We start from the raw sequence: 18,450 nt of genomic DNA on the forward strand, positions 1-18,450 counted from the left end.
GAAGCGCCGCTACAGCGTCGCCAGATAGTCCTTCAGTTCCTTGCCCCGCTCCGGCGGGAAACAGTCCGGCAGCATCTCTACCCGGTCGATCCGGTCCAGCCGGAAATTCCGGAAATCGTTCCGGAGTTCGCACCATGCGGTCAGCAGCCAGACCGTGTCGAAGGCGGTCAGCCCGAGAGGCCGGATTCGCCTGTCGCTCGGCCGCCCGTTCAGACCGGTATAGCCAATTTCCAGCTTGTTCCGCGACTTGACGGCCCGGCGCAGGATGCCGAGCCGGTCCTGCACATTCTGCCCCGCTTCCGACATTCTGCCGGCGCTGAGGGCGAACATGCGATCCTGCCGCACGGAACCGCGGTCTGCCTCGGGCACCACCGCCTCCAGTTTTGCCGCGACCCGGCCAGCGGCCTTTCCAAGCTCGGTGTCACCCCGCGCCGCAACGAGGCGCATGCCGAAGGCTATGGCATCCAGTTCGTCCGCGTCGAAATGCAAGGGCGGCAGGAAGTGGCCGCGCTCGATCTGATAGCCGATACCGCCTTCACCGCGGATCGGCGCGCCCATGGCCTGCAAGGTCGCCATATCGCGATAGATCGTCCGCTCCGACACGCCGGTCGCCTCCGCCAGGGTCCGGGCCGAAACCGGCCGGCGGCTGAGCCGTAGCTGATCAAGCAAAACGAAAAGACGCGCCGCCCGCACAAAGCCCTCTTTCGATTAATCCCTGCCCGGACGCACCCTGACAGAATCTGTCACTGCGCTTGGTTATACGGGGCGCCCTGCCGGTACCGCAAGGGACCGCAGCATCCGACCCACAATCGTAGAGTTGAGAGGAAAACAGTATGTTGATCGACACGACCCTGCAGGCCCATGCCTTTGAATTCGTCCGTTACAACCGGCTTCCCGAGACGACGCCGGAGGATCTCGCGGCGGCCGTTCTCGAGTGGCAGGAAGGGTTCCTTGCTCATCAGGACGGTGTCGTTCAGCACGCCTTTCTGGGCAACCTGCGGGGGGAATTCGGCGATATCCTGCTGATGCGGGACAGCGACGCTCTCGCCCGCCTGGAAGAGCCCTATCAGGCATCCGACTATTCGAAACGTATCTTGAGCCTGATCGACACGAATTCGATCCGCTTCAGTTTCGGCGCAATACTGAAGGATGGCATTTCGGCGGTTCGGGATTTCACCTGCGTCGAGTTCGGCAGTTTCGCCCTTCCAGCCGACAGCGCGGCAACGGCGGACACGGTGCGGGCCGCGTCGGATCGGATCGAGGCTACCTATCTGGCGGAGTCCGAGAACACCCGCGAGCATTTCACCGGACAGATGGATGACCGGACCTATTGCGAGATCGTGTTCGGCCGGACCCTGGCCGCCACGCGCCGGACATGCCTGGGCTATGTCGGCAACGCGGATTGCCAGCCACTGCTCGACTTGTTCGACCCGGAAACGGTCGATCTCGATTTCTGGACGGTGCTCGCCTGAGGCGGCGCGGCCTATCCCCGGCGGCGGCGACGGCGGCGACCGCCGTCTTCGCCCTCGGGGGCGCAGGAATGACCGGCATGGCCGTGCATCGGCTTGTCGGTGACGCCGGCCAGCGGACCCAGCTTCTCGACGATGGTCTCCATGGTCGGCGGCTCGCCCGGCTCGTAGCCGTCCAACGCGTCGCGGATCGCCTTCAGAACAACCCCTGTCGTGCCGCAGCAGCCGCCAATGATGCGCGCGCCGGAATCCCGCGCCAGGCGGGCATAGTCGGCCATCAGTTCCGGGGTGCCGGTGAAGCTGAACGCGCCGTCCTTGAAGACCGGCACGCCGCAATTGGCCTTGGCGACCAGGATCGAATCCGGGCCGACCGCTTCGCGCATGCCCAGCACGGACAGGACGTTTTCCGTCGCGCCCAGCCCGCAATTGGCGCCGATGGCGACCGGGGCGATGGGCAGGCTGGTCAGGTGGCGGAAGGCATCCGCCGGGGTCACCCCCATCATGGTGCGGCCGACCGTATCGAAGGTCATGGTGGACACGACCGGCAGCCCGGCCTCTGCCGCGCCCGCAACCGCCGCAGCGCTTTCCTCGCGCGACGAGATGGTCTCGATCCACAGCACATCGGCCCCACCGTCGCGCAGCCCCTTGGCCTGTTCCGCGAAGGCGGCCTTTCCAGCCTCGAACGTGACCGGTCCGACCGGTTCGAACAGTTCGCCGGTCGGCCCGATGGACCCGGCCACGACCACGGGACGACCCGCCTTGTCCGCAACGCCGCGTGCGATCTCCGCCGCCGCCTTGCACAGTTCATAGGCGCGATCCTGGGCATCGTGCAGTTTCAGGCGGAAGCTGCTGCCGCCGAAGGAATTTGTCAGCACGATATCCGCGCCGGCATCGACGAACTCCTGATGCACGCTGGCGACCCGGTCCGGATGATCCACGTTCCACAATTCGGGCGCGTCGCCGGACTGAAGCCCGCGTTCGAACAGGTTCGTTCCCATCGCCCCGTCGGCGATCAGGTGGCTGCGTTCGGAAAGAAGCTTCAGGAACAGGTTGTCACTCATAGCGTCATGCCTTCTTCGTTCGATTAGGCGGCGGCCTTGGCCAGCGCGCGGTCCAGGTCGCGGATCAGATCGTCCACGGTTTCCAGTCCGATGGACAGGCGGATCACCTCGGGGCCGGCCCCGGCAGCAACGCGCTGTTCCTCGGTCAATTGATTATGCGTCGTAGAGGCCGGATGCAGGATCAGCGATTTTGCATCGCCGATATTGGCCAGATGACTGAACAGTTCCACCGATTCCACCAGTTTCCGGCCCGTCTCGAACCCGCCCTTCAGGCTGACGGTGAAGACCGCGCCGGGCCCCTTGGGCATGTATTTCCGGGCCAGATCATGGAACGGGCTGGATTTCAGACCGGCATAATGCACGGTCTCGATCGCCGGATGACCGTCCAGATACTCGGCCACCGTCTGCGCATTGGCGATGTGACGGTCCATGCGCAGCGGCAGGGTCTCGATCCCCTGCAGGGTCAGGAAGGCGTTCATCGGCTGCTGCGCCGGGCCGATATCGCGCAGGCCGACCGCGTGGCCATACAGCGTATAGGCCAGATTGCCGAAAGTCTCGGTGAAGGTCAGGCCATGATATTCCGGCGCCGGTGTCGCGAGGCTGGGGAATTTGTCCGGCTGGTTGAAGTCGAAGCTGTCGCAATCGACCACCGCGCCGCCCAGGGCCGTCCCCTGCCCGGAAATGAACTTGGTCGTCGAATAGGTGACGATATCCGCGCCGAATTCACCCGGCCGGCACAAATAGGGCGTCGCCATGGTGTTATCGACGATCAGCGGAATGCCGGCTTCATGCGCGATCGCTGCGACCGGTTCCAGATCGACGATCACGCCGCCGGGATTGGACAGGCATTCAACGAAGATTGCCTTGGTCTTCGGGCGCAGCGCCTTGCGGAAGTTCTCCGGCGCCGTCGGATCGACGAAATCCACCTGCCAGTCGAACTTCTTGAAGGTATGGCCCATCTGCGTGATGGAGCCACCATAGAGCTTGGAGGAGGCAACGACATGATCGCCCGGCCCCATCAGCGGCAGCAGGGCGATGATCTGCGCCGCATGGCCCGATGCCGTGGCCGTCGCGCCGATCCCGTTCTCCAGCGCCGCCAGCCGTTCCTCCAGCACCGCGACCGTCGGATTGGTCAGGCGCGAATAGATGAAGCCCGGTTCCTGCAGATTGAACAGCGATGCGGCATGGTCGGCATTGTCGAAGACATAGGAGGTATTCTGATAGATCGGCACAGCCCGCGCCCCGGTCGCGAGATCCGGTGCGGCCCCGGCATGCAACGCCAGGGTTTCAAACCCGTAGTCTTCCTTTGCCATCGCGGAATTCCGTCCGGCCGATAATTTCCAGTTAAGCGGTGTTATATAGCCGCCCCCGGCTCCCGTCGAGGGCTGTTTCCAGTCCTGCCCGAACAGGCGCTAGAGATGCGATTCCAGATAGGGCAGGCCGAAATCGATGGGCAGTTCGATCCAGATCGGGAAGTGATCGGACAGTTGCTTGCGGCGGTAATGGTTGCGGTAATAGCTACGCTTGTTGCCGGGAACCGTGCCGTCGGCACGAGTCAGGCCGGCCTCATAGAACCGGGCGAAATTGGCGTCGGAATAGAAGACTTCGAACAGGTCTAGGACGCCCAGACCGGCGGGCGCGACATTGGTGTCGGCCAGCAGATAGGCGATCTGGTCGTAATAGCGTGCATCGGCCCCGGCATTGGTCTGCACCAGTTCGTCGCGGCCGACCGGGATCGTGAAGCCGTTCTGCTCCAGCGCCAGATAGGCGCGGCTGTGCTCGTTGAAGAAATTGAAATCGCCGATCAGGAAGACGTTGCGCGACCAGGTACCGCGATCGGACAAGGCACGCCGCCGCATGAACTTGGCCAGCGCCTCGGCCTCGCGCACCCGGTCCGGATCTTCGGCGTCGCCGGTCGCCCAGGCCAGATGCACGGTCGCCAGTTGAAAGTTGAACCAGCCGGCGGAGAACCCGGCCAGGAAGGGCGTGCGGTCGAACTGGACCGGCGGCTGTTCGGTGCCGTCATCCGGTTCAACCGGCGGGATCACCAACTCCCCCGCCAGACCGGAAAAGCGCACCTTGCGGGAATCATAGACATAGGCCAGCCGTTCGTCATTGCCGTCCGTACCTTCGGTCACATCGGTCACGACATAGCGCCACCACGGGCCCATAAGCTTCAGGACCAACTCCAGATCGTCCAGACCGCGCTTCACCTCCTGCACCGCGACGATGTCGAAGGTCGACAGAATCTCGGCGATATACCAAAGCGCCTCCTCCGACCGTCCTGTGCCACCGAAATGCTGGATGTTCCAGCTCGCCATCAAAAGCGAGGATTCCAGCGATTTGCGCGGGACACCCGACGCACCGAGATAGGTCTTGAAATCGCGGATCGTCTCCGCCACCCGCGCCACCGGAAAATCCGGCCCGACGGCAGAGAAATCGTAGCGGAATGTCATGGCCCTTCCCCCTCAATTGCGCATGGGGAACCCTAACACCCTTCGGTAGATTTTTTGTGACTTTCCCGCCTAGGCGACGTCGCGCAGGCGCCAGACGCCGGCATTGCGCAGGTCGGTATCCTCCATCAGGCCGGTCGTCTCGGAAGCGTAGCGCGCGACGCGCTCCATCCCCATGCTGGGCAGATAGAAGCGGCCGGGATCACCGATCAGCACGGTGCGGCCCAGAACCTCGAGTTCGCGCAGCCAGGGCAGGACCAGATCGGCCAGACCCTTGTCATAGAAGACATCGCCGATCAGCACGACCTCGAAATCAGGATCGGTGCTGCCGATCACATCCTCGGTCAGGATATCCAGATGAACATCGTTCAGTTCCGCGTTCAGACGCATCGCCTCGGCCGCGACCGGGTCGATATCGGCGGCGATCACGTCGAAAGCGCCAGCCATCGCGGCCGCGATCGCAACCATGCCGGAGCCGGCACCGAAATCCAGCACCTTGCGGCCACGTACGACCGACGGGTTGTCCAGCAGATAGCGGCCCAACGCCTGTCCGCCGGCCCAGGCAAAGGCCCAGTACGGCGTGCCGATGCCCAGCGCGTCCAGCTCATCCTCACCCATGCGGTAGAGCGGCACATCGTCCTGCGCCAGATACAGTTTCATTTCGGGCAGAAGGCGCGGCGAGACCGCGCGGGTATTATCCAGAATCAGGTCGGCCGCTCCGACCTCCGCAATCATCACAGGGTAACTCCTCCAAGCGCCAAGGCCACCGTGATCAGCATCCCGGCATGCCGATTGCCCTTGAAATGCTTGATCAGGTTCTTCGGATTGTCGAATTCCAGGGTCTTGAGCTGCCAGAGGAAATGCCCGGCAGCGGCGGCGAGACCGACCCAGAACAGCGGGCCCGCCACGCCATGCATCCAGGCGGCACTGGCGACCAGGGCCAGGGTCAGGGCCATGAAACCGCCAATGATCGGGCGCGTCCGGTCGCCGAATTTCAGCGCCGTCGACTTCACCCCGATCAGGATGTCGTCATCCTTGTCCTGATGGGCGTAGATCGTGTCGTAGGACATGGTCCAGCAGAATCCGGCGGCATAGAGAACCAGAATCTGTGGCGCGATCTGCCCCATCAGCAACGCGCCCGCGACCAGCACACCCCAGTTGAAGGCAATGCCCAGAAAGGCCTGCGGAAAATAGGTATAGCGCTTCATGAACGGGTAGATCGCGACCACGGCCAGCGAGGCGATGGCAACGATGATGGCCTCCCAGGTAAACTGGCTGAGCACCGCAAGGCCGACCAGCGACTGCAGCACGATGAAGGCCAGGGCCTGTTTCACGCTGACCTGGCCGGACGGGATCGGCCGTGTCGCGGTACGTGCCACCTTGCCGTCGATGTCACGATCGGTGATGTCGTTCCAGGTACAGCCCGCGCCGCGCATCGCCGTCGCGCCGATGCCGAACAGCACGCCGTACCAGATCAGCATCCAGACCGGCTCGCCCGAGCCGTGCCCGGCCATGGCAACGCCCCACCAGCAAGGCAGCAGCAGGAGCCAGGTGCCGATCGGCCGGTCCCAGCGGGCGAGCCGCGCATAGGGTCGGACCGGGCCGGGCAACCAGCGGTCGACCCAGTTACCGGCGATGATGTCGCTTCGGTCCCGGCGGGCCGGGTCTTCATTCGACGGACTGTTGGCAGGGCTCATCGCAAAGGCTTCCTTGAACTCGGATGCGAAGGCGAGAATAGTGTCCGGCATGGCCACCGCAACCCGTCTTTTCGTCGCGCAGGACCTGACCCAGGGAAGCCCGGTTCAGGCGACCCCGGATCAAGCCCATTACCTGAGCCGCGTATTGCGCCTGACCGAAGGTGCCACGCTGGTCCTGTTCAACGGCCGCGATGGCGAATGGACGGGCGAACTGACGGCGGTCGGCAAGACGAAGGCGGAAATCGTCCTCAGGGAATGTCGGCGCCCACAGGTCGCTTCGCCGGATCTCTGGCTGGCCTTCGCGCCGGTTAAGAAGACCCAGACCGATTTCATCGTCCAGAAGGCGACGGAACTGGGCGTGTCCCGCCTGATCCCGATCATCACCGACCGCACCCAGTCGGAACGGGTGAAGACCGAACGCCTGCAGGCCACCGCCGTTGAGGCTGCCGAACAAAGCGAGCGGCTGGACGTGCCCGCCGTATCCGATCCGGTCAAACTGACCGATCTGATCCGGGATTGGCCGGTCGACCGGGCGCTTTTTTTATGTGCCGAAGCCGGTGACGTTGTCCCGATTGCTTCCGCAGCAACGGCGGAAACCCGCGGTTCTGTCGGATTTGTGACCGGACCGGAGGGCGGTTTTTCCGTGGCGGAACTTGACTTCATGCATCGCTCGCCTTTAGTCCAAGCCGTCGGTCTCGGCCCGCGAATCCTGCGAGCGGAGACGGCGGCAGTGGCGGCCCTGGCCGTCTGGCAGGCCGTTGTGGGGGATGGGTCGACACGCCCCGAACCACGCGGGTGAACGAAGCTCAAGGCCCGTTGATAAGGGCCGCCATAGTGAGGAACGCTTTTTTATGTCGTCCCCCGCCGCCACCGACGAAACCGTCATCGATTCCAAGGACCAGTTGATCGCCTATATCGCGTCGGGCGCCAAATCGCGCGACAAGTGGCGTGTCGGGACGGAGCACGAGAAGTTTCTGTATTGCGCCGATTCCATGCGGCCGCTGGCCTATGACGGCACGCCGGGCGTCAAGGGCCTGCTGGAAAGCCTTGCCGGGCCGGACTGGGAACCGGTTTTCGAGAAGGGCAACATCATTGCCCTCAAAGGCCGGGACGGCGCCTCCGTGACCCTGGAACCGGGTGGGCAGCTGGAACTGTCCGGCGCGGCGCTGGAAAACATTCACCAGACCTGCAGTGAGGTGCACCGCCACCTGCACCAGGTGGTCGAGGCCTGTAATGAGGTCGGCGCCGGCACTGTCGGCCTGGGGTTCAACCCGATCTGGAAGCGCGACGACATCCACTGGATGCCCAAGGGTCGCTACAAGATCATGAAGGAATACATGCCCAAAAAGGGCAATCTGGGCCTCGACATGATGTGCCGGACCTGCACGGTTCAGGTCAATCTCGACTTCGAATCCGAAGCGGACATGATCGAGAAAATGCGCATTTCGCTGGCGCTGCAGCCGATGGCGACGGCCCTGTTCGCGAATTCGCCCTTTACCGAAGGCAAGCCCAACGGTTTCCTGTCCTATCGCAGCCATATCTGGACCGATACCGACCCCGACCGCTGCGGCATGCTGCCCTTCGTTTTCGAAGACGGTTTCGGCTACGAGCGCTGGGTCGATTATCTGCTCGATGTGCCGATGTATTTCGTCTATCGCGACGGCGTCTATCACGACGTTTCCGGCAAGAGCTTCCGCGATTACATGGCCGGCACGCTGGAAGGGTTCGAAGGCAAGAAGCCGACGATGACCGACTGGTCCGATCACATGACCACCGCCTTCCCGGAAGTCCGGCTGAAGAAATTCATCGAGATGCGTGGCGCCGACGGCGGGCCATGGGGGAATCTCTGCGCCCTGCCCTCGCTCTGGGTCGGCCTTCTGTACGACGCCCAGGCACAGTCGGAAGCGGCCGAACTGATCGCCGACTGGAGCATCGACGAGATCACCGCGCTACGCGACGGCGTGCCCAGGACGGCCCTGAAAACCCCCTTCCGGGACGGAACCGTACGCGATATCGCACGGGAGGTTCTGAAGATCTGCCGGGGCGGGCTGGAACGCCGCGCGCGGCTGAGCCCGACCTCCGGCCTGGACGAAACGCACTACATCAAACCGTTGGAATCCATCGTCGAGTCCGGCAAGACCCTGGCCGAGGATCTGCTGGACGCTTACGCAACCCGCTGGAACGAAAAGATCGATCCGATCTATGAAGAGTGCAAATACTGATCCGTTAACTCTAGCGGAAGGTTTTGCCACTAGACTTTCGTCCCGGAAACGGTCGAGGCCTGATATCAATGGGACGGGCGATCCAGCCGGGGTTTGAGTACGGGACGGCATTCCTCACAGATTGCGGCGACGACATCCGTGAAATCTACCGGTACTGGGACGCCCGACGGGGAACGCGGCGCAGTCCCGCCCGCACGGATATTGATCCGCTCGACTTCCACCGGCTGCTTCCGGGCGTCACCCTGCTGAACGTTGTCTCGACGGACCCGCTCGACCTGCAATACAAGGTCGTCGGTACGCGAGAGGTCGCATTTCGAGGGCGCGATCCGACCGGGTTGACGGTTTCCGAGGCCTTTCACGGCCCCAGTCCGGAAAACGCCTTGCGAAGCTACGGTTCCGTGATCGAACAGCATGAACCGCTGTTCCGCCGCGACACCCTGCTCAGCCGGTCGGGCAACATGGTTCGGGAAGAACGCATATTCCTTCCGCTGTCAGCGGATGGCGAGACGGTCGACCAGATCCTGCTCTATGCCTCGGACCACAAGGACACGGCCGGCACCTTCGGACCCTAGTCGTAGCGCAACTCCGTCGCCTTGCCGCGAAACACCGTGTAGGCGAAGACCGTGTAGACCCCGATGATCGGCAGGACAAAACCCGTTCCGACCAGGATCAGCAGAAGACTTTCGGACGCCGCCGCCGATTCATAGATCGTCAACTGCTCCGGCACGACGTAGGGATAGAAGGAATAGGCCAGCCCCGCGAAGCCAAGCAGAAAGATTCCAGCCATCAGCACCATCGGCAGCCAGCAGAGCCGATCTTCGGGCCGCGGCATCCGGCTGAGGCAAATCCAGAGGATCAGGAACAGAATTCCCGCCCCGATCGGCAGCGGCGCCAGATAGGCGATTTCAGGCAGGATGAACCACTTGTCGAAAATGCGCGGACTGACCAGAGGGCTGGCCAGTGAAATCGATGCCATCCCCAGTGCCGTCAGCATCAGGGCACCCTTTGCCCAGCGGATCGCCTTGCGCTGCAGTGCCTCCTCGGTCTTGTAAATCAGCCAGCACGCGCCGATGGCGACATAGGCACTGGCAAGACACAAGGCGATCAGCATGGCAAAGGCTACGTTCGCCGCCGTCCATTCCAGCCCCATGACATACAGCCCCAACATGAACCCCTGGGACAGCGCGGTCATGAGAGAACCGGTGAAAAACAACCGGTTCCAGAGTGCCTTGTGCGGCGGCGACACCTTGGCCCGGAATTCAAAGGCGACGCCGCGCAGGATCAACCCCACCAGCATCACCGCGACAGGCAGGTATAGCGCGGTCAGTATCGTGCCATGGGCGACGGGGAACGCGACCAGCAGCAGCCCGACCGCAAGCACCAGCCAGGTCTCATTGGCATCCCAGAACGGGCCGATGGAGGCCACCATGCGGTCCTGCTGTGCCGGGTCGCCCGCCGGCATCAGAATTCCGATGCCGAGATCATAGCCATCCAGGATGACGTAAATCAGGATCGACAGGCCCATAAGGCCGGCGAACACGACGGGAAGCCAAGCGGTCGGATCATCGAAAAAGGTCATTTCCCCTCACTCCGCCGGTTGTTTCAGGCCCGCGGGCTCTTCACCCGCCCCCGGTTCCTGGGTGCCGCCTCTTGCCGCCTTCGCGGACAGGCCGAACAAGGTGGCGATATAGACCGCGGTCAGGCCCGCATAGGCGACCAGATAAATCGCGAGGGTCGTGCCGATCATGCCCCCGGCGACATCGGACGCCGCTTCTTCGGTTGTCAGAACGCCGGTCACCAGCCACGGCTGACGGCCGATCTCCGTCGTGTACCAGCCAGCCAGCGTGGCGCCCCAGCCTGAGAAGGTCATCGCCACCAAGGTCCAGCTCAGCGTCCGACCCGGCGCGCGACCGCCGCGGCACCGCCAGGCAGCCCACCAGGACACGGCCAGCATCAGCACGCCGACACCGACCATGATGCGGAAGGCGAAGAAAACCGGGGCGACCGGCGGGTGTTCCACCGTACCATCCTCGGCAACGAAATCGTTCAGCCCCGGAACCTCCCCTTCCGCCATATGGCTCAGGATCCAGCTGGCGCCGTCGGGAATCTCGATCGTGTACCGGTTTTCGCGCACCGTTTCATCGGGCAGACCGAACAGGACCAGCGGCACGTTGCCCCGCGTGTCCCAGTTCGCTTCCATCGCCGCGACCTTGGCGGGCTGATGTTCCAACGTATTCAGACCATGCAGATCGCCGGCGAGGATCTGGACCGGGATCAGCACCGCGGCAATTCCGATCCCGGTCTTCAGGGCGGCGCGGTTGCCCGCCCCGGTGTCGCCGCGCAGATGCCTGTAAGCCGACAGACCGGCGATCAGGAACGCCGCCGTCAGGCCCGAGGCCAGCAGCATATGCGCCAGGCGATACGGCATGGATGGGTTGAAGACAATGGCCAGCCAGTCGGTTGCGTGGGCCACACCGTCCCGCATCTCGAACCCGGTCGGTGTGTGCATCCAGGAATTCAGAACCAGAATCCAGAAGGCGGAAACGGTCGTCCCGAAGGCGACGAGGAATGTGGCGAGCGTGTGGACGCGCCCGGAGACCCGCCGAAACCCGAACAGCATGATGCCCAGGAACACCGCCTCCAGGAAAAAGGCGGTCAGGATCTCATAGGCCAGGAGCGGCCCGGCGATATTGCCGACCACTTCCATGTATCCGGGCCAGTTGGTGCCGAACTGGAAACTCATCGTGATGCCGGAGACCACCCCCATGGCGAAGGACAGGGCAAAGATCTTTACCCAGAAGAAATAGGCCTCCATCCACTTCTCGTCGCCGGTTCGGGCATAGGACAGCTTGAAATAGAGCAGTATCCAGCCAAGCGCGATCGTGATCGTCGGGAACAGGATGTGGAAAGAAATGTTCGCGCCGAACTGAATACGGGCCAGCAGCAGGGCATCCATCTCGGTCTCCTGATGTCATCCTTGCGATGACCACAACATTAGCGCGTTCAACCGGAAAGACATCAGGTCAGCCTGACGCGGGACATCCGGTCGCAGATAATCAATTCGCCTAACAGAATTTTAACCTGATTTCCGCTACCCTTTCCCGACCCGACTTGCAGGGGCTTTTGGAGTTAGGTGGAATGTGCGCTAAAAAGTGCGGATCAATGACAGAGTTTCTGTCGATTGTTGGATCGGCCGGCGGTACCGACTCTCTGAATCTCGGACAGATTGTCTGCCTCGGCACGGAAGACCTTCGCGACCGGTTGGGCGAGGAACGCTGGACGAAGGCGCAGGCCCATATCGGCGAAGTCATCGAAAAGTCGATCGCTGAACACTGCAATGCGCAGGATGCCTTCTTCAAATGCCGGGACGCCTCCTTCCTTATCGTATTTTCGACGCGCAGTGCCGATAAATCAGAACTGATCGCAGCCGCCATCGCCAATGCGGTGAACAAGATTCTGATGGGCACAGAGGATCTGCGCGCAGTCACGGTACGCGGCATCAGCCAGTCCGGCAGCCACCTGACGCTGACCGAGGCAAAGGATCCGCTGGGCATGCTGGACGCCTTGAAGAACAAGGCGCACAAGGTTTCCATCAGCGATGACGATGCCGCACCGGCCGCAGCGAAACCGACCACGGTCGAAGCGCAAGCGAAAAATCCTGGCCAGACGCGCACCGGGACCGGCGGCAGCATGCCGTCCATCCCGAAGGGGAACCGGGCCGAACTGTTGGCCAAGTTGAGCATCGTCAAGGACGCACCGGTCGAGTTCCGGTTCCTTCCCATCTGGTTCAATGGTGAACGGAAGATCTGGACCTTCAATTGCGCACCGATGCGCCCCTCCACCATGGTCGGGGAGACGACCTGGAATTATGGCGTCCTTGGTGCCAAGCCGCAGATTTCCGAAGTCGTCGACCTGGACATCGCAGCGCTGGAGCACGGGCTGATCGAACTGACCGACCATCTGGTCGCCGGTCGACAGTGTCAGCTGGTGCCGAACATCCATTTCGAGACCCTGACGAACTATCGGGGTCGGAACGAGATTTCGGCGTTGCTGGGCGCGCTGCCGCAACGTCTGCGCCAGAGCATCCTGCCCAATATTATGTATGTTCCGCAGGGGGTTCCGGACGGGCGCCTGACCGACATCACCGGCCATCTGAAGCCTTTCTGCAAGGAAATCGGCGCGGTGCTGGTACCCAGCAAGCTGGAAGGCGATTTGTCCCGCACGCTGGCGCGGCTCAAGGGGTGTGGGTTCAAGGGCATCTTCGTTCGCGCCAACCAGACGATCACCCGCAATCACATGGACTGGATCCTTCACGTCGTCGACAAGATTAACGCGATTGGCGGCATCTCCGGTGTCACAGCCATTCCGGATGACGATCATATGATTAAATTTGCGTACAGCCCGGCCAAGGTCTGTGCCGGTCAATCTCTCGGCGGGCCGTTTGAGACCATGCCGGCCCCGTATGAGTTTGATGCCAGGAAGCTGGAGACCAGCGAAATGGCGGAAATTGCGTAAGCGCGACCCCGACACGTTGACACATTTCAGTTATTAGAAGGCGTTATGGCACCCCGAAAACTGGACAGCATGGACAAGATTCTGGGCGCGGTCTCTTCGCGTTCGGGTGAGTCGGATTTCAATCTGGGACAGATCATCTGTATCGGCATCGAGGATCTGAAGGAGCGATTGGGCGAGGAGCGCTGGAACCATTCCCAGCAGCTGGTCTCTCAACTGATCGAGAAGGCCATCCAACGCTACTGCGGCCCCAAGGACATGTACTGCCGGTGTCGCGATTCCTCCTTTTTGATCATTTTCGATACGGCGGAGGAACTGGTCGCGCGAACCGCAGCCACGAATGTGGCCGGATTCGTCAATCGGTCGCTGTTCGGTTCCAGTGATACACTCGGGCTGAGCGTGAAGAGCGTCGTTCATCCCTGTCGCGCCAAGACCGAGGCCGCCCCTTCAGTTGACGACACCCCGGCGGCGTTCCTGAACGCGCTGGAGGAGCGCGTGTCGGAAGCCAAGAAGGAGGCTCCCGAAGAGAAGCCGGCTCCGGTGCGCTCGACCAAAGGCGGGCAACAGGATTCCCAGAAATTCGAAAGCCGGCGCAACGAGCTACTGGACAAGCTGGATTCGGTTCAGGGGGGCGAGATCGAATTCTGCTTCGTGCCGCTTTGGCGAATCGGCGAGCCTACCGTCGGTTCCTTTGTCTGCCTGCCGAACCGCAGCGCCCCGCTGTCGGATCGACCTGACTGGGGGTACGCCGTGCTGGGATCGGATCCGGAGATTTCCCGGATCGTGGAACTGGATATCGCGACCCTGGAACGCGGATTGCTGGAAATGACCGAGCATCTGTTGAGCGGCCGGGAATGCAGTTTCGCCGCCAGTTTCCACTTCGAAACCCTGGCCAACCGCAAGGGACAGGAAGAAATCTTCGCCCTGCTGAAGGAACTGCCGCACCATATCCTGTCGCGGCTGCATGCCGTGGTGACCGACATACCGGAAGGCGTGCCGGATACCCGGCTGTCCCTGCTGACCGCACCGCTGCGCAATCATTGCCGTAAGCTGAGTGCGGTCCTGCCGATGACCGGCATCCGGGTACAGCCGCAGAACGTGATCGCCAAGCTGCGCAAGGCCGGGTTCTCAGGCATTTTTGTCAAGCTGACATCGGATTCGAAGCAGGACGTTGAAAGCGCGATCAAGTTCGGTGAGGCCGCCAGCAAGACCGGCGCCGAAGCCGGCGTCACCCATATCATGGACGAGGACATCCTGATCAAGCTTGCCTACAGCACCCTGCAATGGTGCTCCGGCACGGCCATCGGCGGTCCCTATGCAGAAATGCCCGCCCCCTTCCGCTTCGATGCCAGCAACCTCGAGGCGCAGGCGACCGAAGGCTGAACGGCAGACCTCAGCCTTCCAGCAGATCGGCCAGCGCCTCCGGCTTGGCGATCATTGCATCGTGGCCGCAGGCGATTTCATGAATCGGCCAGCCCAGTTCCTTCGCCCGCTCCCGATGGGCGGCCAGGGAGGAATAAACCGGTGCGGCGGCCATAATGTAGCGCGCGTCCAGTCCGCCGCCCGGCTTGCCGTCGAATTCGATCGCCGTCTCATAGGTTCGAACCGGATGCGGGGTCAGATGCCGTTCGATGAAGTCGACCTGCTTCTGATCCGAAATGCCGAAGGCCGCGGCCGGCGGACAGGGCAGGCAGGGCACACCGACATGGTCGATCACGCCGGCGCGGCGTTCGGCCCAGACCTTGGGGGGCACCGTTTCGCAGGGGGCCACGCCGCTCTGCGGGATCATCGCATCGAGATAGACCAGCCTGCCGATCCGGTCGGGAATGCGGGCGGCCGCGCCGGTGATGATGTTGCCGCCGAAGGAATGGCCGACCAGAACGGTGTCGGACATGTCTTCGGCCTCCAGATGGGCGACGAGTTCGTCGACCCAGGTTTGCAGGGTGATCTCCGTCGACAGGAAATGGGCATTCTCACCCAGGCCGGACAGGACCGGCCGCGACACCCGATGCCCGCGATCGCGCAGGATCGGCGTGACAAAATCCCAGCACCAGGCGCCGTGCCAGGCGCCGTGCAACAATGTAAAATTCATGCTGACCTAAACCTCCCGGACGTTCTTTTCTTATTGGCATAAAACCACGCGTGACCCCGTGTCCCGGCCGACCTTATGGCGATCGGTCCTGTGACATGGCGGTGACATAGTAACGACGATTCCGGGTGTTGCCAGTATTGCCGTGCCGGTGGTCGGTCGCCCGTATCGGGCGCAAGCGGCGGCTCAGTTCACGCGCACCATTTCCATTCGCGAGATGCAGGAATTGCCGCTGGGCGCGGAAATGCTTCCCCGGCCGCTGCCATCCCCGACATTCAGGACGGTGCGGCGGCGCGGGTAATAGCCCCAACTGCCGATATAGGTTTCCACCGTCGCCGACCCGCCATCCGATATGCTGATCTTGAGGTCGGCCAGGCCGCCTTTCTCGGACCGCATGTCGCCTTTGAACCGACCGTTGCGGAAGACGAGGTCCTGGGTTCCGGACTCACCGGCCCGGCACCAGTCAGAATGCGCGAAGCCGGACACGACCTCCCAGGTAAAGCGCCAGGTGCCGTCATAGGGATGGGACGGTGCGGCGGATGGTGCGGCACTCGGCGGCTGGGCGGCGGGCGCCTTTCCCAGGGCCGCAATCTTGGCCCTGGCCAGCGGCGCATAAAGCCCTTCCGGGAAGGCGTTCAGATAGCTTTCCAGCTGGATCTTGTCGTCACTATCGGCGACGGAGTTCCAGAAGGCGATCTCGGCGCTTTGATCCGGCGCGGACGCAACCGCCGGGGCTGCCGCGACGGCGACGGACGGTTCCGGCGCAGGCTGCGGGAAAAAGTAGAAATCCCCGGTCAGGGAGGAGCTTTCCCACGGTACCTGTCGGTTGGCCGTGTGTTCCATGACCGCGATGCGGACCTGCTTGAAGACCTGTTCCACCGGCAGGCCGGGCGTCCGCATGAGCCGCGCCAACGCCGTCGTATAGGGGCTGTTCCGGCCGCTGCCGTCGGCCGCCACGTCGCCGGGCGCCGTCGAATAGGCCAACAGCGTGCCATAGGGTGCATCGATCTTGGCCAGTCCCCGGGTGCCGGCGCGGTTCATCGACGGGAAGGGATTGTTGCGGCAGGCATCCAGCACGACCATGTTCAACCGGTTGCCAGCCTTTTCCAGGCTGCGCATCACCGTATCCATCTTGAGCGACTGGATTTCGAGATCCAGCGTGTCGCGGATATCCGCGTCGACCGGGATCAGGTAATTCTCGCCATTGGCCTGCACCGCGTGCCCGGCATAGTAGACCATGCCGACTGTGTCATCGCCTGACGCGCCGAGTTGTCGGGCAAACCGGATCACGGCCCTTTGCAGGTCGCGATAGCCCAGATCGGTATGGCGCGTGACCTCGAAGCCGGCCGTCTCCAGAGACTGTGTGATCAATGCGGCGTCGTTTGCCGGATTGGCCAGGGGGCCGACGGCATAACCGGCATTCCCGATGACCAGCGCCAGTCGCCGCTCCGCCCGGGCCTCCCCCGTCCAGAACAGACCCGCCGCCAGGGGCATCATCACCGCCAGTATTGCAACGAATGTCCGCACCGCACTTCCCCCGCCGTTTCCGGACCGGGAAAGTCTATGGAAGAACCGGGGCGGCTTCAACCGGACCCCGGTTACCGACCACGGGACTGCCCGAATCCCACCAGAAACAGTACGGCCTGAAGCCAAATCGGACGGCCATAGGTGGCGCCGCTCGAACGCCCATAGGGTGTTTTTTATTCATTACCATCGGAAATGTGGTACTTTCCCTGTCTCTTGGGGGGAGGCAGTCCGATGCAGATCGATTTCCATCACACCGCAACCTATGTCGTGGCACGCGCGGGCGGCCTGTCGCATGCGGACGCCGCAACGGTCGCGCATGCCGCGCAATATGTCGACGACGCGACGACGGATGGGGAGATCTTCGGATCCGACGGCATCCAGCTCTATCGCCGGCTGGCCAGCGCGCACCGCATGCTGGATTACCGGAACCTTCTGGATCTGCGGAACCACCTGTGCTGGATTCCCTTTCATTTCCTGCCGGGAAACTGCGGTCACGGTCCGGAGGAGGCCTGCGCCGCGCCGATGGCGGACCGGCTGATCTGCTTGCCGAACAGCCCGGTCGCGCAGGACATGATGCGGGCCGCCCTTTCGGACAAGGACAAGCCCTACGGGCCGCACCGGCTCGGCATCGCCGCCCATACCTTCATCGACACCTTCGCCCACCAGCAATTCGCCGGGATCGATCACGATGTGAACACGGTGAACGACCTGCGCTGGATCAACCCGGAGGGCAGCGCGGAAACGGACGACTATTTCTACCGGCGCCGCAAGGAAGTCTTCACCCATACCGGCGATTCCGCGATCCAGCGCATGGCCGTCGCCTGGCGCCGGAGCGAAGCCCCCTGGCCGGCCAGGCTGATGGAGATGGTTCAGCACATCATTCAGGGGAAGCTGCCGACCCTGGGCCATGGGCAGGCGCTCAGCTATCCCGACCGGCCCTATGCCCGCTGGCAATATGTCAACGGCCGGGGCGAAACGGTCCGCCGCGACAATCCAACCGATTTCATCGATGCCTGCGACGCGCTCTGCCGCTGGTTCCAGCGCTGGTCTGCCGGCGATGCGGAGGCGGACGTCCCGGGCCTGCCGGCGAATATCCGGCGCAAGATCGAGGAAATGATCCGGGCGACCGACGATCCGGACGGGCACAACCGGCACCGGAACTGGCTCGACGCGATCCGCGGCGACTTCTTCGGATTCGGCCCTGAGGAGTTGACCTATGTCGGCAAGGGTCACGGATCGTGGAAACAGATCGCCGTCGGCAATATCGAGGACGTCGCCTCCGGCAAGGAAATCTACGAGTTCGGTGACGTGTTCCGGAACAGCGACTGGAAACGGTTCCACGACGCGGCAAAGGCGCATCGGCGGGAAATCCTCGACGACATTCTGCCGCGCCACGGGATCATCGCGGCCTAGGCGCCGA

At 62.9% G+C, this 18,450-nt stretch carries 17 protein-coding genes; 7 read left to right on the forward strand and 10 right to left on the reverse strand.

The annotated features are described in order from the left end of the window. Positions 1–9: 9 nt before the first annotated feature. Positions 10–693 (reverse strand): YafY family protein, encoded by a 684-nt coding sequence (locus R8L07_05410; protein ID MDW3204962.1) that lies wholly within the window; start codon positions 691–693, stop codon positions 10–12. 140 nt (positions 694–833) lie between these two features. Here R8L07_05410 and R8L07_05415 point away from each other — a divergent pair, with 140 nt between their 5' ends. Then, on the forward strand, positions 834–1,472 hold the full coding sequence (locus tag R8L07_05415; protein ID MDW3204963.1) for a hypothetical protein: 639 nt from the start codon (positions 834–836) through the stop codon (positions 1,470–1,472). 11 nt (positions 1,473–1,483) lie between these two features. Here the strand turns inward: R8L07_05415 and bmt are convergent, their stop codons facing one another. The 5 genes from bmt to ubiA all read right to left on the reverse strand — a co-directional run bounded on the left by bmt (position 1,484) and on the right by ubiA (position 6,731). Then, positions 1,484–2,530 carry a betaine--homocysteine S-methyltransferase gene (gene bmt / locus R8L07_05420; protein ID MDW3204964.1) on the reverse strand — a complete coding sequence of 349 codons (1,047 nt, stop codon included), beginning with the start codon at positions 2,528–2,530 and terminating at the stop codon, positions 1,484–1,486. 23 nt (positions 2,531–2,553) lie between these two features. Then, on the reverse strand, positions 2,554–3,843 hold the full coding sequence (locus R8L07_05425) for an O-acetylhomoserine aminocarboxypropyltransferase/cysteine synthase family protein (protein ID MDW3204965.1): 1,290 nt from the start codon (positions 3,841–3,843) through the stop codon (positions 2,554–2,556). Between the two features lie 99 nt (positions 3,844–3,942). After that, a complete protein-coding gene (locus R8L07_05430; protein MDW3204966.1) occupies positions 3,943–4,986 on the reverse strand; it encodes an endonuclease/exonuclease/phosphatase family protein in 1,044 nt (347 codons plus the stop codon). A 69-nt stretch (positions 4,987–5,055) separates the two neighbouring features. Beyond that, complete coding sequence (locus R8L07_05435; GenBank protein ID MDW3204967.1) at positions 5,056–5,718, reverse strand: 50S ribosomal protein L11 methyltransferase; 663 nt, start codon at positions 5,716–5,718, stop codon at positions 5,056–5,058. Beyond that, positions 5,718–6,731, reverse strand: coding sequence for a 4-hydroxybenzoate octaprenyltransferase (gene ubiA, locus R8L07_05440; protein MDW3204968.1), 1,014 nt, complete (start codon positions 6,729–6,731; stop codon positions 5,718–5,720). The genes R8L07_05435 and ubiA overlap by 1 nt, the downstream gene beginning before the upstream one ends. Between ubiA and R8L07_05445 the strand changes: the two genes are divergently transcribed. The 3 genes from R8L07_05445 to R8L07_05455 all read left to right on the forward strand — a co-directional run bounded on the left by R8L07_05445 (position 6,730) and on the right by R8L07_05455 (position 9,474). Next, positions 6,730–7,479 carry a 16S rRNA (uracil(1498)-N(3))-methyltransferase gene (locus R8L07_05445; GenBank protein MDW3204969.1) on the forward strand — a complete coding sequence of 250 codons (750 nt, stop codon included), beginning with the start codon at positions 6,730–6,732 and terminating at the stop codon, positions 7,477–7,479. The genes ubiA and R8L07_05445 overlap by 2 nt on opposite strands. Before the next feature lie 52 nt (positions 7,480–7,531). Beyond that, a complete protein-coding gene (locus R8L07_05450) occupies positions 7,532–8,902 on the forward strand; it encodes a glutamate--cysteine ligase (GenBank protein ID MDW3204970.1) in 1,371 nt (456 codons plus the stop codon). Between the two features lie 68 nt (positions 8,903–8,970). Further along, entirely contained in the window at positions 8,971–9,474 is a 504-nt protein-coding gene (locus R8L07_05455) for a PAS domain-containing protein (protein ID MDW3204971.1), read from the forward strand. Here the strand turns inward: R8L07_05455 and R8L07_05460 are convergent. Together R8L07_05460 and R8L07_05465 are read right to left on the reverse strand one after the other, a co-directional pair. Then, a complete protein-coding gene (locus R8L07_05460; protein MDW3204972.1) occupies positions 9,471–10,481 on the reverse strand; it encodes a cytochrome d ubiquinol oxidase subunit II in 1,011 nt (336 codons plus the stop codon). The genes R8L07_05455 and R8L07_05460 overlap by 4 nt on opposite strands. A 6-nt stretch (positions 10,482–10,487) precedes the next feature. After that, on the reverse strand, positions 10,488–11,858 hold the full coding sequence (locus R8L07_05465) for a cytochrome ubiquinol oxidase subunit I (GenBank protein MDW3204973.1): 1,371 nt from the start codon (positions 11,856–11,858) through the stop codon (positions 10,488–10,490). Positions 11,859–12,064: 206 nt separating this feature from the next. Here R8L07_05465 and R8L07_05470 point away from each other — a divergent pair, with 206 nt between their 5' ends. Next, on the forward strand, positions 12,065–13,417 hold the full coding sequence (locus R8L07_05470; protein ID MDW3204974.1) for a hypothetical protein: 1,353 nt from the start codon (positions 12,065–12,067) through the stop codon (positions 13,415–13,417). Between the two features lie 45 nt (positions 13,418–13,462). After that, complete coding sequence (locus tag R8L07_05475; protein ID MDW3204975.1) at positions 13,463–14,797, forward strand: hypothetical protein; 1,335 nt, start codon at positions 13,463–13,465, stop codon at positions 14,795–14,797. A gap of 10 nt (positions 14,798–14,807) precedes the next feature. Here R8L07_05475 and R8L07_05480 read toward each other — a convergent pair whose 3' ends face one another. Both R8L07_05480 and R8L07_05485 read right to left on the reverse strand, forming a co-directional pair. Beyond that, a complete protein-coding gene (locus tag R8L07_05480; GenBank protein MDW3204976.1) occupies positions 14,808–15,506 on the reverse strand; it encodes an alpha/beta hydrolase in 699 nt (232 codons plus the stop codon). Between the two features lie 183 nt (positions 15,507–15,689). Continuing rightward, positions 15,690–17,030, reverse strand: coding sequence for a caspase family protein (locus tag R8L07_05485; GenBank protein ID MDW3204977.1), 1,341 nt, complete (start codon positions 17,028–17,030; stop codon positions 15,690–15,692). 231 nt (positions 17,031–17,261) lie between these two features. Here R8L07_05485 and R8L07_05490 point away from each other — a divergent pair, with 231 nt between their 5' ends. Next, positions 17,262–18,443, forward strand: a complete 1,182-nt coding sequence (locus tag R8L07_05490) for a DUF6765 family protein (GenBank protein MDW3204978.1) — start codon at positions 17,262–17,264, stop codon at positions 18,441–18,443. Positions 18,444–18,450: the final 7 nt, after the last annotated feature.

Source organism: Alphaproteobacteria bacterium, assembly GCA_033344895.1.
GTDB lineage: Bacteria > Pseudomonadota > Alphaproteobacteria > UBA8366 > Aestuariispiraceae > Pacificispira.